The sequence below is a fragment of the Epilithonimonas sp. genome (assembly GCF_032055105.1).
GTDB lineage: Bacteria > Bacteroidota > Bacteroidia > Flavobacteriales > Weeksellaceae > Epilithonimonas.
Window position 1 is genome coordinate 175,100 of sequence record NZ_DAMBRK010000001.1, and the last position, 16,662, is coordinate 191,761.

General features: G+C 33.5%; 12 protein-coding genes and 1 tRNA gene. 6 read left to right on the forward strand and 7 right to left on the reverse strand.

Annotated features, from left to right (window positions below; translation table 11 throughout):
- Positions 1–172 precede the first annotated feature (172 nt).
- The 3 genes from RTY06_RS00715 to RTY06_RS00725 form a co-directional block, all read right to left on the reverse strand.
- Positions 173–245 (reverse strand) — tRNA-Phe (locus tag RTY06_RS00715).
- 91 nt (positions 246–336) lie between these two features.
- A complete protein-coding gene (locus RTY06_RS00720; protein WP_312822069.1) occupies positions 337–2,181 on the reverse strand; it encodes a lysophospholipid acyltransferase family protein in 1,845 nt (614 codons plus the stop codon).
- Between the two features lie 7 nt (positions 2,182–2,188).
- Positions 2,189–3,427 carry an aspartate kinase gene (locus RTY06_RS00725; RefSeq protein WP_312822070.1) on the reverse strand — a complete coding sequence of 413 codons (1,239 nt, stop codon included), beginning with the start codon at positions 3,425–3,427 and terminating at the stop codon, positions 2,189–2,191.
- Between the two features lie 240 nt (positions 3,428–3,667).
- Here RTY06_RS00725 and fbp point away from each other — a divergent pair, with 240 nt between their 5' ends.
- From fbp to RTY06_RS00755, 6 genes are all read left to right on the forward strand, one after another.
- Positions 3,668–4,687, forward strand: a complete 1,020-nt coding sequence (fbp, locus tag RTY06_RS00730; RefSeq protein ID WP_312822071.1) for a class 1 fructose-bisphosphatase — start codon at positions 3,668–3,670, stop codon at positions 4,685–4,687.
- Positions 4,688–4,746: 59 nt separating this feature from the next.
- Positions 4,747–5,775 carry an o-succinylbenzoate synthase gene (locus RTY06_RS00735; RefSeq protein ID WP_312822072.1) on the forward strand — a complete coding sequence of 343 codons (1,029 nt, stop codon included), beginning with the start codon at positions 4,747–4,749 and terminating at the stop codon, positions 5,773–5,775.
- Between the two features lie 85 nt (positions 5,776–5,860).
- Positions 5,861–8,242 carry a M1 family aminopeptidase gene (locus RTY06_RS00740; protein WP_312822073.1) on the forward strand — a complete coding sequence of 794 codons (2,382 nt, stop codon included), beginning with the start codon at positions 5,861–5,863 and terminating at the stop codon, positions 8,240–8,242.
- Positions 8,243–8,423: 181 nt separating this feature from the next.
- Positions 8,424–8,702: a co-chaperone GroES gene (gene groES, locus RTY06_RS00745; protein ID WP_074235464.1), complete on the forward strand. Its 279-nt coding sequence runs from the start codon at positions 8,424–8,426 to the stop codon at positions 8,700–8,702.
- 101 nt (positions 8,703–8,803) lie between these two features.
- Complete coding sequence (gene groL, locus RTY06_RS00750; protein ID WP_312822074.1) at positions 8,804–10,426, forward strand: chaperonin GroEL; 1,623 nt, start codon at positions 8,804–8,806, stop codon at positions 10,424–10,426.
- Between the two features lie 143 nt (positions 10,427–10,569).
- A complete protein-coding gene (locus tag RTY06_RS00755; protein WP_312822075.1) occupies positions 10,570–12,618 on the forward strand; it encodes a M48 family metallopeptidase in 2,049 nt (682 codons plus the stop codon).
- 67 nt (positions 12,619–12,685) lie between these two features.
- Here RTY06_RS00755 and RTY06_RS00760 read toward each other — a convergent pair whose 3' ends face one another.
- From RTY06_RS00760 to rfbC, 4 genes are all read right to left on the reverse strand, one after another.
- Positions 12,686–13,054 carry a septal ring lytic transglycosylase RlpA family protein gene (locus tag RTY06_RS00760; protein ID WP_312822076.1) on the reverse strand — a complete coding sequence of 123 codons (369 nt, stop codon included), beginning with the start codon at positions 13,052–13,054 and terminating at the stop codon, positions 12,686–12,688.
- A 526-nt stretch (positions 13,055–13,580) separates the two neighbouring features.
- Positions 13,581–14,882 carry a 30S ribosomal protein S12 methylthiotransferase RimO gene (gene rimO / locus RTY06_RS00765; RefSeq protein WP_312822077.1) on the reverse strand — a complete coding sequence of 434 codons (1,302 nt, stop codon included), beginning with the start codon at positions 14,880–14,882 and terminating at the stop codon, positions 13,581–13,583.
- Between the two features lie 60 nt (positions 14,883–14,942).
- A complete protein-coding gene (locus RTY06_RS00770; protein WP_312822078.1) occupies positions 14,943–16,130 on the reverse strand; it encodes a beta-galactosidase in 1,188 nt (395 codons plus the stop codon).
- Positions 16,114–16,659, reverse strand: a complete 546-nt coding sequence (gene rfbC / locus RTY06_RS00775) for a dTDP-4-dehydrorhamnose 3,5-epimerase (protein ID WP_312822079.1) — start codon at positions 16,657–16,659, stop codon at positions 16,114–16,116. Before rfbC ends, RTY06_RS00770 begins: the two co-directional genes overlap by 17 nt.
- Positions 16,660–16,662: the final 3 nt, after the last annotated feature.

Consider the following 16,662-nt stretch of genomic DNA (forward strand, 5'->3'; position numbering starts at 1 on the left):
CCAGGGACACATGGATTTTCAATCCATTGCTCTACCAACTGAGCTAAGAAACCATTACTCGTTTTGTTTAGAGTGGTGCAAAAATACACTCTTTCCTCTTATAATCCAAATTAGATTGCTACTAATTTCATTTTTTTATTTAAAAAACCGCCTAACCAAGGCGGTTTTTAAGTGGTTTCTCCAGGGATCGAACCAGGGACACATGGATTTTCAATCCATTGCTCTACCAACTGAGCTAAGAAACCATCACTCTTTTTGTTTTGAGTGGTGCAAAAGTATATTCTTTATTCTTATAATGCAAATTATATTAGAATTTCTTCGCACATTTATTTAAAATCATTGATTATCAGAAGATTTTTTTTCGGTCTGAGCTTTGAAAAAATCGCTTAATTCTTCCAAAACCGGTTTGATTGTATCTTCAGGAAGATCACTTATTCTAATATACATCAATCCATCAATCGCATCATTGAAGTTTGGATCTACATTGAAAGCAATCATTTTTGCATTTTGTTTGATATATTTTTTGATCAAAACAGGCAATCTCAATTCTGGTTCAAGATCATCAATAATCTTATCGAGCTTATTAAGATCCGCATCCATATCTTCAAAGAACAAAGCTTTATCACGCTCTTTCATCACCACTTTGAACTCGTTCTTCGGATGAATATATTGCGCCACCGCAGAATCATAATAATGAGAACGCATAAATTCTATCATCAATGATTTAGAAAATTCGGAAAACTTATTACTGATACTTACGCCTCCCATTAGGAATTTGTGTTCCGGATTTCTTAGACAAACGTGAACTATCCCTCTCCAAAGCAAGAATAATGGAAACGGTTTTTGCTGATATTCTATAGAAATATAAGCTCTTCCCATTTCTATTACTTTTCGGAAAAACGGCTGTAATTCTGTATCGTATTCGAAAAGAGAACTGGTATAGAATCCGTCGATTCCGTGCTTTTTCATCACTTCAGAACCTAATGCCATCCTGTACGCACCAACCAATTTTTTGCCTGCATTATCCCAAAGAAAAAGATGATGATAATGGTTATCATATTCATCTAAGTCAAAAGGCAGATTGGTTCCTTCTCCAATCGCTCGGAAAGTCAATTCTCTTTGGCGTCCGATTTCCCTCATTATCGATGGAATCTCTTCTGATTTTGTAAAGAAAACGTCATAATCGCCGTGAGAAAATAGTTTTTTGTTTTCAGTAAGCTTTAGCTTTTCGATTTCATTAACAATATCTTCTACAGGCGTTTCATCAATTATATTTTGAACGATGTTGTTCTGCTTTTGCAAAGGAAGTTTGAGAGACATATTAGGTAACTTCAGCTTTTCTGTTATGCTTTTTCTTCTTTCGTAATAAGACTTAAGCATATAAACCTTATTATAAAGATAATCGCCTAATTCCTCTATTGTTTCTTCTTCCTCAATTTGTTTTACAGAAATAGGTTTTCCAATTCGGATTCGGATTGGTTTATCTCTTTTGCGCATCATTTCTGCTGGCAACATCAATGTCTGTAAATCTGGATGCAACTTGGAAACGTTATAAAACATTTTGCTATTAGTTGCGTGGAAATACATTGGGATTACAGGAACTTTAGCTTTTTTGATAATCTTCAAAGCAATTTTCCCCCAAGGTCTGTCCAGAACTTCGCCGTATTCATTATTTTTATTAGAAACTTCACCAGCTGGAAAAATACCAATACAACCACCTTCTTCCAAATGTTTGAAAGTTTCTCTCATCCCAGAAGAACTATTAAAAGCATCTTTCCTACCTTCAAACGGATTCACGGAAATCACGAAAGGTTGCATTGGTTTAATTTTCGACAAAAGAAAATTCCCCATCACTTTGAAATCTGGACGAACGCGTAACAAAATTTTGCACATCAAAATCCCATCCAAAGCGCCAAGCGGATGATTGGAAACAATGATAAAAGGTCCTGTTTTGGGAACTTTTGCCAAGTCTTCTTCGAAAACGATATAACTGAGCTCTTGCTCTCTGATAAACTCATCAAAGAACTGTACACCTTTGGTATGAATCAGTTTATTATAAAGATTGTTGACTTCATTTATTTTAGTAAGATTCATAATTGCTGACGCAACTGGTCTTTTAAGAAAACCAATTTTATCGAGTCCTGCTGCTTTTATCAAATCTTCTTTAGAAATTAAACTCATAGTGTTTTTACAGGGTTACCATTTGGAAGGTTTTTTTGGAAATCTGCTCCAGCAGTACTTTTTTGTCTTTATAAAATTTATCTAATTGGTCTAATTCTGCATTTCTGACAGTAAACAAGGATACATTTTTCGTCATTTGCGTGATGAAACTCTGCTGTAATTCTTCATTAAAATCATTGGCTGTTCCAAATTTATCTTCCAAACATAAAGCTAATGAAATCGCAGAGTTCTGCATCAAAGAAACTTTAATTTTATATTTAGCAAGAAGCGTAAATATCAAACTCATATGATCCTCTGCAATAAAGGAAAAATCACGGGTTTCTACATTCAACAAGGTTTGATTTTCTTTTAGGATATAACTCTCGATCAATTCATTTTCCTCAGAATTTCCAACTTTGGTTCCTGGTTTTTTAGGTTCTACGAAAGACTTTACAAAAAAAGGAATATTCTTCTGTTTAAGTGGCTGAAGTGTTTTTGGGTGAATTACCGAAGCTCCATAATAAGCCATCTCAATTGCCTCTTCGTAAGAAATGAAAGACAACAATTCTACATTTTCAAATTTTCTAGGATCGCCGGTCATTACACCTGGAACGTCTTTCCAGATTGTCATTTCGTCAGCATTAAGGCAATAAGCAAAAATCGCAGCTGTGTAATCGGAACCTTCTCTTCCAAGAGTCACAGTGAAATTATTACTTTCCGAACCGATAAATCCCTGAGTTACATAACAATTGATTTTATCTAATTTAGAAATATTCTGCTCCGTTTCTTGCCAGTTAACAATTCCTTCTCTGTAACTCGCATCAGTCTTGATATAATCTCTTGCATCCAACCAATGATTAAAAAACTGAATATCATTAAGATACTCGCTCAAAATCTTGGAAGAAATCATTTCTCCGCAACTTACAACCTGATCATAAACGAAGTTATAATTAGGTGATTTGTTTCTTCTCAAAAAAGAATCAATATCATCAAAAAATAATGTGATTTCTCCAAAAACAGCATGACCTTCTGAAAATAAACCCTTGGCAATATCGATGTGATTTTTCTTGATCAATTCAATTTCTGCTTGATAATCCTGTTTCTTGAAGTAATATTCTACTACTTTTTCCAACGCATTTGTCGTTTTTCCCATTGCAGAAACTACAACCAAACATTTCTCAAACCCTTGAGTTTCTAGAACCAATGCCACATTTTTCACACCTTCTGCATCCTTAACAGATGCACCACCAAATTTGTAAACTTTCATTAGATTTTTACCGTTAAACTTTTTTATTAAAAATTAAGAAGCCGTTAATCAATTATTAACTTTCAAAAATATTAATAATGAACGGAATATAAAAATCAGTGTTATTATTTTCAATGCTTCAAATTGAGATATTGAAACCATATTAATAGAATTATGACAAGTATCATCAAAAATTTATAAATTTTGTTTCACCTAATTGAAAAAAAATTTAGTTTTGTAGAAAATCAAATTAACCAAAATATGTCACATCAAGCTTTACAAACCTTAGGAGAGTTCATAATTGAAAAACAGGATGATTTTAAGTATTCTACAGGAGAACTTTCTCGCCTTATCAGTTCTATAAGAATTGCAACAAAAATTGTTAATAGAGAAGTGAACAAAGCTGGAATTGCTGACATTATTGGAAAAGTTGGAACCGAAAACATCCAAGGTGAAGAACAACAAAAACTGGATGTTTTAGCTAACGACATTTTTATAGCAGCATTATCTCAAAGAGAAGTTGTTTGCGGAATTGCCTCGGAAGAAAGCGATGATTTCATAGAAATTAAATGTACCGAAAATGCGCACCTTAGCAAATATGTTGTTTTGATTGATCCACTTGACGGTTCCTCAAACATCGATGTAAATGTTTCTGTTGGAACTATTTTCTCCATATACCGTAGAGTTTCTGATCCGGGAAGTCCAGTTGAACTAAGAGATTTTTTACAAAAAGGAGTGAATCAAGTTGCGGCTGGATACGTTGTTTACGGCTCTTCTACAATGATTGTTTATACAACAGGAAATGGCGTAAACGGATTCACACTAGATCCATCCATAGGAACTTATTACCTTTCTCATAAAGACATCAAATTCCCGACTTCTGGAAAAATCTATTCTATAAATGAAGGAAATTATGCTAAGTTTCCTCAAGGCGTAAAAGATTACATCAAATATTGTCAGGAAGAAGAAGGCGACAGACCTTACACTTCTAGATACATCGGTTCTCTAGTTTCCGATTTCCATAGAAATATGCTGAAAGGTGGAATTTATATTTATCCTCAAACTTCACAATCTCCAAAAGGAAAATTAAGATTACTTTACGAAGCTAATCCAATGGCATTTTTGACAGAACAAGCCGGCGGAAAATGCAGCGATGGTTTCAAAAGAATTATGAAAATAGAGCCAACAGAATTGCATCAACGTGTTCCATTTTTCTGTGGTAGTGCAGCAATGGTTACCAAAGCCGAAGAATTTATGGCAAAAGCTGTCGATAAAAATTAAGAATAATTTAAAGAATATAAAAAAGACCGATTTCCTCGGCCTTTTCTTATTTTTGCAAAATGAAGACTGCAAAATTCCATCAATACATTCTTGATTTCAAACTTCCAAGCGGAACTTCCAGAGGCGTTCTCAACACAAAAGAAACTTATTTCATAGAAATCTATGAAGATGACAAAAAAGGAATCGGCGAATGTGCTCTTTTCCGTGGATTGAGTTTTGATGACGATGATGATTATGAAAATGCTTTGGAATGGGCTTGTCGTAATATCAATTTGAGCTTGGAAGAATTAAAAGAAGAACTCATCAATCATCCTTCGATTATTTTTGGAATTGAACAAGCTTTACGTAATTTGGAACATCAGAGCGATTTGTATTTCCCTAGTGATTTTACAGAAGGAAAAGACTCGATTAAAATTAATGGACTCATTTGGATGGGAGATGTAAACTATATGCAATCTCAAATCGAGGAAAAAATTAGAGACAATTTTTCTTGTATCAAACTTAAAATCGGAACTGATTGGGATTCTGAAAAAGAAATATTAAAATCTCTGAGAAAGAAATTTTCGAAAGATCAAATCGAACTTCGGGTAGATGCAAATGGCGCTTTTTCTCTGGAACAAGCAAAAGTGGTTTTACAAGAATTAGCAGACTTAGACATCCATTCTATCGAGCAACCAATAGAAGCTGGAAACTGGAAAGCAATGGCCGAACTTTGTAAAAATACACCTACTCCAATTGCTTTGGACGAAGAATTAATAGGAGTTTTGAATACAGATTCCAAAAAAGAACTGCTAAAAGAAATCAGTCCTCAATATATCATTCTAAAACCAAGTTTGATTGGCGGGTTTTCAGGTTCAGATGAATGGATTTCTCTAGCAGAAAAACAAAATATCGGTTGGTGGATTACATCTGCACTAGAAAGTAATATCGGGCTCAATGCTATTGCTCAATACACTTACACAAAAAACAGCCCGATGCCACAGGGTTTGGGAACTGGAGGTTTGTTTACTAATAATTTCCCAAGCCCTTTAGCTTTAGAAGGTGAAAAACTTTGGTTTTCTAATCAATCTTTAAATAAACATCATTAATAATAAGATTTCTATTCCATTTTATTAATAACTATTTTATAAATTTGATTATTTATAGATTTTATCAGCCATTAATTTATCAATCATGAAATTAAAAGTTTTAGGATTATTACTCGCTTGTGCTTTTGTTGGCGCACAAAACATTCAAAATAATCCAGGGAGTAATCACGGAAACAAATTCGAACAACTTGGGACAATCCTACCAACTCCAAATACTTATAGAACAGCTTCTGGAGCACCAGGAAATCAATACTGGCAGCAACGTGCAGATTATGACATCACAGCATATCTGGACGAAGACAAAAGAAATCTAAAAGGCTCCGAAACGATTACTTATTACAATAATTCTCCCCACGAACTAGAATACCTTTGGCTACAACTAGATGAGAACCAACAATCTTCTGTCAAAAATGCCGATTATCCATCTTCTTCTACCCTACCAAAAGGAGCCAATATTGATAAATTAAAAACCTCTGATCTTCCTGCAAAAGATGATGGCTATGGTGTAAATCTTGAAAAAGTAACAGATAGCAAAGGCTCTCCTATAAAATATGTTGTTAATAAAACGATGATGAGAATCGATCTTGAAAAACCGTTGAAAGCTGGGGAGAAATTCACTTTCAAAGTAGATTGGAATTACAACATCCCAAATCGTATGGAAAAAGGAGGTCGTGGCGGTTATGAAAACTTCCCAGAAGATGGCAACGATCTTTACACAATGACACAATGGTATCCGAGAATGTGTGTTTACAGCGATTTCCACGGATGGCAAAATCATCAGTTTACAGGTCGTGGTGAATTTGCATTGGTTTTCGGAAACTTTAAAGTTTCTATGAATGTTCCGGCAGATCACATCATTGGTGGAACTGGCGAATGTAAAAATTACGACCAAGTTTTGACATCAGCTCAATTGGCAAGATATAAGCAAGCGGAAAACTCAAACGAACCAATAGAAATTGTAACATTAGACGAAGCTAAAAAAGCTGAAAAATCTAAATCTAAGGAAAGAAAAATATGGAAATTCGAAGCGAATGATGTTCGTGATTTTGCTTGGGGATCATCAAGAAAATTTGTTTGGGACGGAATGCGAGTTACCATTCCTGAAAACAACAACAAAGTAATGGCGATGAGTTTCTACGGAAAAGAAGCTTATGGATTGTACAGAAAATTCTCAACAAAAGCGGTTGCTCATACGATTAAAACTTACTCAGAATTCACTATTCCTTATCCATATCCAGTGGCGCAATCTGTAGAAGCTTCCAACGGAATGGAATACCCAATGATCTGTTTCAATTACGGAAGAACCGAGAAAGACGGAACTTATTCTGAAGCTATCAAAAACGGAATGTTGGGTGTAATTATCCACGAAGTTGGGCACAACTTTTTCCCGATGATCATCAATTCTGACGAAAGACAATGGTCTTGGATAGATGAAGGTTTGAACACTTTTGTAGAGTATTTGACAGAAGAAAAGTGGGATAATAAATTTCCTTCCAAACGTGGACCAGCTTGGACAATTGTAGATTACATGAAACTTCCCAAAGACGAACTAGAGCCAATCATGACTAATTCTGAAAACATTGCGAGATTTGGACCGAATGCTTATTCGAAACCAGCAACGGGATTGAATATTCTACGTGAAACCATTATGGGTAGAGAATTATTCGATAAAGCGTTCAAAACTTATGCAAAAAGATGGGCTTTCCGTCATCCAGAGCCAGCAGATTTTTTCAGAACAATGGAAGATGCAAGTGGCGAAGACCTCGATTGGTTTTGGAGAGGCTGGTTTTACAGCACAGATCCTGTAGATATTGCAATTGATAAAGTGACTGTAGCTGTTCCAGATTTTGATGCACTGCCGAAAGAAGCGAAAGAAACAAAATACAAAACAGACAGCCCACTTCAGAATGAATTTGAAGATATTTCTAAAGTCAGAAATAGAGAAGATAAAAACATCAAATTCTATGTAGATGGAGACAAAGATGTTCAGGATTTTTATTACAAATATGATCGAGGACAAGAAAAAGTAGACACTTCAAAAGAATATACTTTAAAAACGGAAGCTTCTGAAAAATTATCTACAAAAGATAAAACAAACGGAATTAATAAAAACATTACTGCATACCAAATAGATTTCACTAATAAAGGAGGACTAGTAATGCCAATTATTCTGGAATTTACTTTTGAAGATGGAACTAAACTGAATGATAAAATCAATGTTCAAATCTGGAGATCGAACGAGCAAAAGGTTTCTAAAACCTATTATTTCGATAAAAAAATAAAATCGATTCAATTGGATCCAATGAAAGAAACAGCTGATATTGACACTTCTAATAACTATTGGGCAGCAACTGCTTCAATAGAAACACCTTCGAAATTCCAGATTTTCAAACAGGCTCAAAAAGAAACTGCAAGAGGCGGTGCAAGTGGAAGAGTAAACCCAATGCAAGCTGCAGGGAAAAGATAAAAAACTACAAACAACATTACAAAGTCATTCGATTGAATGACTTTTTTTCTGCCAAAATTTCAGCAATAAAAATAAAATTCTGCCAAATCTAACTTCTAACTTCTAAGTTCTAACTTCTGTCTCATTTGGCACATTGTTGGAGAATAACGATGAAGAATAATATTAAAATCAAAATATAATTATGTCAGTAAATTTCAAACCATTAGCGGACAGAGTGTTGGTAGAACCAACACCTGCAGAAACTAAAACAGCATCAGGACTTATTATCCCTGACACGGCAAAAGAAAAACCACAAGAAGGAACCGTTGTTGCAGTTGGGCCTGGTAAAAAAGATGAACCAACAACTGTAAAAGTTGGCGACAAAGTGCTTTATGGAAAATACTCTGGAACAGAATTGAAATTTGAAGGAAAGGATTACCTAATTGTAAAAGAAGGAGATCTTTTAGGAATTATTGGATAATTAATTGTAAAAATAAAGCGTATTCACGTTAAAAGGATTTCAATTCACGTGGATATTAAATTCATTAATACATTGTACAAAGTAAATTAATACAACAAAAAATGGCAAAAGAAATAAAATTCGATATTGAATCAAGAGACGCTCTTAAAAGAGGTGTTGACGCATTGGCTAATGCAGTAAAAGTAACTTTGGGACCAAAAGGTAGAAACGTAGTAATCGAAAAATCTTTCGGTGCTCCTCACGTGACTAAAGATGGTGTGTCTGTTGCAAAAGAAATAGAACTAGAAGATAGAGTAGAAAATATGGGTGCTCAAATGGTGAAAGAAGTTGCTTCTAAAACCAATGACATCGCTGGAGACGGTACGACTACCGCTACTGTTTTGGCACAAGCTATCGTAAGAGAAGGTCTTAAAAATGTAGCAGCTGGCGCAAACCCAATGGATCTTAAAAGAGGAATCGACAAAGCTGTTTCTGCCGTAGTTGAAAACCTTAAATCTCAATCTCAAACTGTTGGTGATTCTACAGAAAAAGTAAAACAAGTTGCTTCTGTTTCTGCAAATAACGACGAAACTATCGGTTCATTAATCGCTGAAGCTTTTGGAAAAGTTGGAAAAGAAGGTGTAATCACTGTTGAGGAAGCAAAAGGTATCGACACAACTGTAGATGTTGTAGAAGGTATGCAGTTTGACAGAGGTTTCCAATCGCCTTATTTTGTAACTAATCCTGAGAAGATGGTTGCCGAATTAGATAATCCTTACATTCTTTTGGTTGAGAAAAAAATCTCTTCTATGAAAGAATTATTGCCAGTTCTTGAGCCAGTTGCACAAGGCGGAAAATCTTTATTAATTATCTCTGAAGAAGTTGAAGGAGAAGCTTTAGCTACTTTGGTTGTAAATAAATTGAGAGGTTCTCTTAAAATTGCAGCTGTAAAAGCACCAGGTTTCGGTGACAGAAGAAAAGCTATGTTGGAAGACATCGCAATCTTGACAGGTGGAACTGTAATCTCCGAAGAAAGAGGTTTCACAATGGAAAATGTAACTATCGAAATGTTAGGAACTGCTGAAAAAGTTTCTATCGATAAAGACAATACAACTATCGTAAACGGTGGTGGTGACGAAGCTCAAATCAAAGGAAGAGTTTCTCAAATCAAAGCTCAGATGGAAACTACAACTTCTGATTATGACAGAGAAAAACTTCAGGAGAGATTGGCTAAGTTAGCTGGTGGTGTTGCTGTACTTTACGTAGGTGCTGCTTCAGAAGTTGAAATGAAGGAGAAAAAAGACAGAGTGGATGATGCGCTTCACGCTACAAGAGCTGCAGTTGAAGAAGGAATCGTTGCTGGTGGTGGTGTAGCTTTGGTAAGAGCTGTTTCAGCCCTTAACTTCCAAGGTGATAATGCTGATGAAACTACAGGTATAAAAATCGTAAAAAGAGCGATTGAAGAGCCATTGAGACAAATCGTTGCTAACGCAGGAGGTGAAGGTTCTGTAATCGTTGCTAAAGTAGCGGAAGGAACTGCAGATTTTGGTTACAATGCTAAAACTGACGAATTTGTAAATATGCTAGAAGCTGGAATCATTGATCCAACTAAAGTAACAAGAGTTGCTTTAGAAAACGCGGCTTCTGTTTCAGGAATGCTTTTAACAACTGAATGTGTTATCACTGAAGTTAAAAAAGACGAGCCTGCAATGCCAATGGGTGGCGGAATGCCAGGAATGATGTAACAGTCAGTTACTGAAATAATATAAATTAAACCGTTCAGATTTCTCTGAGCGGTTTTTTTGTGAAAATTTCTTAAACAATTAATTAAATATATTCGAAAAAATAGAGTTTGATTCTTTATTTTTATGAAAAATTAATTCCCTTTATGTTTATTCAGGTTTCTCCAGAGTTTAAGAAAAAAAGCACATCAGCAATTATTGCTATTGTTCTGTTCATTATTGTTTACATTTTGTTATTCTTTTCCGCTATTGCTTTAACCATTGGTTGTATTGCAGCGGGACTTTGGATAATCAGTATAAAACCTATGTTTTTCACGGTGATGATTGGTATTGGATTAGCAAGTTTGGGCGTTTTAATTTCTTATTTTTTAATAAAATTTCTATTCAAACAACACATCAACGACCGAAGCAATCTAACTGAAATCAATAGAAATGATGAGCCACAACTTTTTCAAATGATAGACGAAATCGTCAAAAAAGCCGGAACAGACTTTCCCAAAAAAGTTTACTTAGCTTATGATGTCAACGCAAGTGTTTTCTACGATTCTAATTTTTGGAGTATGTTTTTGCCTATCAAAAAGAATTTAATTATTGGAATTGGACTTGTCAACACTTGTACAAAGCAAGAACTTAAAGCCATTTTAGCGCACGAATTCGGGCACTTTTCACAACGATCTATGAAAGTAGGAAGTTATGTTTACAACGTTAATCAAATCATTTTCAACTTAGTCAATGAAGATGAATCCTATGAAAACACGGTAAAAGATTGGGCTAGTGCAAGTGGATTTTTTGCCTTTTTTGCAGAATTAGCGATTAAGATAACCCAAGGAATAAAATGGATTCTTACGAAGATGTACTCTTTTTTAAACATCCGTCATATGGCATTGTCCAGAGAAATGGAATTTCATGCGGATGAAGTGGCCGCCAACATTGCTGGTTCTTTAGCCTTGGAAGAATCGCTTATGAGAATGGATTTGGCAGACAATTCTTATAATGCTGTTATCAATTTTTACAACAGCAAAATCCCTGAAAAAAAATCAAGCAAAAACATCTACAGAGAACACTTCTATGTCATGAATTTTTATGCCAATGAAAATGAGCTTGATTACAAAAACGATTTACCGGTTGTAAAATCAACAGAATCTGGTCTTTTTAATAAATCAAAATTAAATATAGAAAATCAATGGGCTTCTCACCCTTCAACAGAAGACAGAATTGCCAGATTACAAAAACTCGGGATCACAAAAGATGCAGATAACTCTCCTGCAAAAACTTTGTTCAAAAACTTCGAAGCGACTGATGAGAAACTAACGGCAAAGCTTTTTTCAAATGTAGAATATGAAAAGACACAATTTGACTTGGACTTTGAAACTTTCAAAATTGAATTTAAAGAAAACTACAACAAGGGAACTTTTAATAAAATTTTCAATAATTATTACGATAATAAAAATCCTAATCCATTTGATTTGAGTCTGGACAATATTTCGCCAATCAATTATAAATTCGAAGATCTTTTCTCCAAAGACAAAGTGGAAGATGTTTACACCTTAATCGCTTTGGAGAATGATAAAAATGTTATTAATTCTATCGCTGACAAAACTTATGTGATTAAAACGTTTGACTATGATGGGAAAAAGTATAAAGCCAACGAAGCTAAAACGCTAATTCCAATCCTTGAAAATCAAATAAAAATACTGAAAGAGAAGATCACTCAAAATGATATTAATATCTATCATTATTTTGTAGGTCTAGCAAAAAATCAGAATCGAGAATACGAGATGAGAAATCAGTTTTCCGAGTTTTTGGATTATGATAAAATCTATGAAGAAAAATTTAATCTATTCAAAGATTTGAGCAAAGCTTTAGAGTTTGTAAGCACAACCACGCCTTTTGAGAAAATCAAAAAGAACTTCAACAATCTGCAACCTTTGGAATCAAAATTAAAAGAAGAAATAAAAGACATTCTAAATGATTCTTTACTCAATGAAGAAATCAATGAGCAAAACAGAAAAGATCTGGAATTTTACATTAAAAACGATTTATTGTATTTTAATCAAAATGAATATCTGAATACTAATCTTCAGCAATTGTTTTTTGCAGTTAACAGTCTGCATTTCTATATTGGAAGAAAATATTTCCTAATGAAAAAAAAACTATTAAACAAAATGACTTCGTTAGAACAAGATCGAATATAAATTTTAAGCAATAAAAAAACCGCCAATCAAAATTTTGATTGGCGGTTTTAATTTAATTAAGGTAATCTTAGTCGATAATTTCGTATTCAATAGCGATGGTTCCTTTTCTTAGGTCACCAATTGAATCAAATGCAGCTTTAGAAAGATCAAAGGCTCTAGACGAGTGGTAAGGGCCTCTATCGTTCACTCTCACTACAACACTTTTCCCAGAAATCAAATTAGTAATTTTTACTTCTGTCCCGAAAGGAAGTGTTTTGTTAGCAGCGGTTAAAGCATTGTTACTGAAAATTTCTCCGCTTGCTGTTTTTCTACCATTAAACTTATCGTGGTAGTACGATGCAAAACTTGTTTTGGCATCTGTGGCATAACTCTTGAAGGAATAAATGCCAAGTGTTGAAATCATCATTATGATTACGAGAATAACTCTTTTTATCATTTTGAATATTTATTGGGTTTTGACTCCGCAAAGATACCGTTAATGACTTTTCGAACCTCATTTCTTGCGGAAACCAGCCTGGATTGGGCAAAAATCAAAATACAAAACCTCTACAACTACCTACTGTAAGTAAATCACAGAGTTTGTTAAAAAATGTTAACATAATTTACATTTTGTTAATTAATTAAACAAGTCATAAAACCGCCAACAACCATAAAACAAAGAAAATCAATACATTAATAATTATCTTTAAAAGTTATAATTTTAAAAATATTAATTAATTGATAATTTAAAATAAATATTAGCTAAAACTATTCAATTAATACGCTAAATAATTATTTATAAAATCAATAAAACAAATAATTAATAATAATTCAATAATTTATTACGTAAAATCAAATTAAAAGCATCCAACAAAACAATAATATCCTAAATATCAATTAGTTAAACAAAAACCATTAAAAAATTAACAGAAAACAAAAAAGCCTTCAACAAGTGAAGGCTTAATTATTAGTTAAAATTGAATTTATACTAGTTCTCCATATAAATCATAATCTTCTGCTGAAGTTATTTTTACATTAGCAAATTCACCAATTGAGATGTAAACATCTTTAGCCGGAACAAGAACAGTATTATCTACATCTGGAGAATCATACTCTGTTCTACCAACAAAATAATCGCCTTCTTTTCTATCAAAGATACATTTGAAAATTTTTCCAACTTTTTCTTGATTCTTTTCCCAAGAGATCTGTTGTTGGATTTCCATAATCTCCTCTACCCTACTTTGTTTTACATCATCCGGAATATTATCCTCCAAAACATAAGCAGTCGTATTTTCCTCATGAGAATAAGTGAAGCAACCTAAACGGTCAAATCTCTGATCTCTGACCCATTGTTTCAGTTCTTCGAACTTTTCTTCTGTTTCTCCTGGAAAACCAACAATCAAAGTTGTTCTGATAGCCATATCTGGAACTTTCTCACGGAATTTATCAAGAAGAGCATTGGTTTTTTCGAAAGTTGTTCCACGTTTCATAGCCTTCAACAACTCTGTATTGATATGCTGAAGTGGAATATCGATGTAATTGCAAATTTTCGGTTCTGTTCTGATAATATCCAAAACATCCTCTGGGAAACCTGTCGGAAAAGCGTAGTGAAGTCTAATCCACTCGATTCCTTCAACTTTGATAAGTTCTTGAAGCAATTCTCCCAAAGCTCTTTTCTTATAGATATCAAGTCCATAGAAAGTCAAATCCTGAGCAATCAAGATTAATTCTTTCACGCCTTTTTTAGCTAATTTTTGAGCCTCAATTACTAATTTTTCGATTGGTGTAGAAATATGATTACCTCTCATCAACGGGATTGCACAGAAAGAGCAAGGCCTGTCACAACCTTCAGAAATTTTGAGATAAGCGTAATGTTTCGGTGTGGTAGTCAATCTCTCTCCCACCAATTCATGTTTATAATCTGCACCAAGATGTTTTAATAAAATAGGCAAATCTCTAGTCCCAAAATATTGATCAACATCTGGAATCTCACGAATCAAATCTGGTTTATATCTTTCAGAAAGACATCCCGTTACGAAAACTTTCTCAACAACACCTTGATTTTTCAGATCAACATATTCTAGAATTGTATTGATACTTTCCTCTTTTGCATTATCTATGAATCCGCAGGTGTTAATTACTACAACATCTCCTTTTTCCTCGTGTACCACTTTTTTACCATTAGCCTCTAGCTGCCCCATCAAAACTTCTGAGTCATAGACATTTTTGGAACATCCAAGTGTTACAATATTAATTTTCTTTTTACCTACAGATTTGGTACGCATTCTCTACAATTTTAAGTTTGCAAATTTACTAATAAAAAAAGGAATCAAAATTTTGATTCCTTATAAATATGTGAATATTAAAATATCACCAGGTGGGATATTATAAATTGTTTCTTTTGTACTTGCTTTTTTAAGCTTTCCTGACTTACTATCTACTATAGAAACGCCACTTATCAATTGATAGTTAAATGCAAGAGGCTTATATATATCTTTATTTTGAATAATTACAAATTTTCTAGCTCCCGAAGACATGAAAGAAACCAAGGCACTTTTACCAAATGTTTTAAAAATCTTAAATTTTTCAGGTATAAAGTTCATTTTTTTTGTTCCAAGAGGAATAGCATCCCCAAAATGAAATATAGAATCTGTTTTGGACTTCAAAAAGATCCATGAGAGATTTTTGACTTGCTGATTTAATTGTTTAACTAAATTATAAGTTGGCGTTGGTGTACCATTATTAAAAACTATAGAATAGCCATAATTGTGGATTTTCCAATACTCATCATCCATTGTTATGTAGGTAAAATATTGTATTCCTTTTGCACCGTAAAGCAAGTTGCTAAATTGCTGTAATTTCAAACCACCAATTGTTGGCTTCCTGTAAACAGAATGTATGGTAGAACATGCAAATGCCCAAAAAGGTTTTTTGATATCTATTGATGTTTTTCTTACAATTTCTAAATTTTCATACCAATTATTCCTCAAATTATTATCGATGATTGGATAATTATCAAATGAAAGAAATTCAACATCAACTTTTTTACTGAACTCATCAACATAGTTCTGATAAGATAATCTTCCTAAGCTTTCTTCTGAAGCATAATTGGGGAATAGATTGACATAGACAACACTTTGTGGATCTAAAAGTTTTATTTTGGTTATCAAACTATTCAACTTGGAAAAATCTCCCGGAGAAGGTTCGTCTGCTACAAAATAACCATACAAAGCTGGATGATTTTTAAATCTTTTCACGGTTGCTTCTGTATTTGTTATTAACTCATCTGAGTAAATAACCATTTTTATCCCAACCTTTTGAGCTAAGTCCAAAGCAGTTTGAACTTGTTCATTATTTTTAAATATCGTATGGTTTAAATTAAAACCGGCTTCTTTAAATTTTTTAAAGTTCGCTAATGTTGATGTTTGAGGTGTAAAGGAGTGAAATGCCATAATTGGCATTTCTGACTGCGCAGATAATAACGTAGATAATAGAAAAAATATAATCCTTAATCTATTAAAAATTTCCATCATTGAATGTTGGGGAATTAAGATCTTTTTCAGAAAGTATAACATCCTGAGCAGGTAACTGCCAATCAATTTTTAGAGTCTCATCATTCCACAATACGCTTCCTTCTGATTCTTTATTATAAAAATTATCGCATTTATAAGCAAAAATCGCGGTTTCACTTAAAACAGAAAATCCATGACCAAAACCTCTTGGAACATATAGTTGCAATTTGTTTTCAGGAGTCAATTCTATTCCAAACCATTTACCAAAAGTAGGAGAATCTTCTCTTAAATCTACTGCAACATCATAAACTTTGCCTTCAAGACATGATACGAGCTTTGCTTGTGCATGTTCTCCTTTTTGAAGATGTATACCTCTGAGAACACCATAAGATGATTTCGAAATATTATCTTGAACAAAATGCCCATTAAGACCTGTTATTTCTTCAAATTTCTTTTCATTATATTTCTCATAAAAATACCCCCTATCATCTTCAAATACAGTTGGTTCTATAATATAACAATCTTTAAGTGGTGTTTCTTTAATCTTCATATA

Bases quoted from the DNA above. Each gene is read 5' to 3' on its own strand.
- groES (WP_074235464.1), top strand. From the start codon at position 8,424: ATGTCAGTAAATTTCAAACCATTAGCGGACAGAGTGTTGGTAGAACCA.
- groL (WP_312822074.1), top strand. From the start codon at position 8,804: ATGGCAAAAGAAATAAAATTCGATATTGAATCAAGAGACGCTCTTAAA.
- RTY06_RS00735 (WP_312822072.1), top strand. From the start codon at position 4,747: ATGAAGACTGCAAAATTCCATCAATACATTCTTGATTTCAAACTTCCA.
- RTY06_RS00720 (WP_312822069.1), bottom strand. From the start codon at position 2,181: ATGAGTTTAATTTCTAAAGAAGATTTGATAAAAGCAGCAGGACTCGAT.
- RTY06_RS00755 (WP_312822075.1), top strand. From the start codon at position 10,570: ATGTTTATTCAGGTTTCTCCAGAGTTTAAGAAAAAAAGCACATCAGCA.
- RTY06_RS00725 (WP_312822070.1), bottom strand. From the start codon at position 3,427: ATGAAAGTTTACAAATTTGGTGGTGCATCTGTTAAGGATGCAGAAGGT.
- rfbC (WP_312822079.1), bottom strand. From the start codon at position 16,659: ATGAAGATTAAAGAAACACCACTTAAAGATTGTTATATTATAGAACCA.
- RTY06_RS00740 (WP_312822073.1), top strand. From the start codon at position 5,861: ATGAAATTAAAAGTTTTAGGATTATTACTCGCTTGTGCTTTTGTTGGC.
- RTY06_RS00770 (WP_312822078.1), bottom strand. From the start codon at position 16,130: ATGATGGAAATTTTTAATAGATTAAGGATTATATTTTTTCTATTATCT.
- rimO (WP_312822077.1), bottom strand. From the start codon at position 14,882: ATGCGTACCAAATCTGTAGGTAAAAAGAAAATTAATATTGTAACACTT.
- RTY06_RS00760 (WP_312822076.1), bottom strand. From the start codon at position 13,054: ATGATAAAAAGAGTTATTCTCGTAATCATAATGATGATTTCAACACTT.
- fbp (WP_312822071.1), top strand. From the start codon at position 3,668: ATGTCACATCAAGCTTTACAAACCTTAGGAGAGTTCATAATTGAAAAA.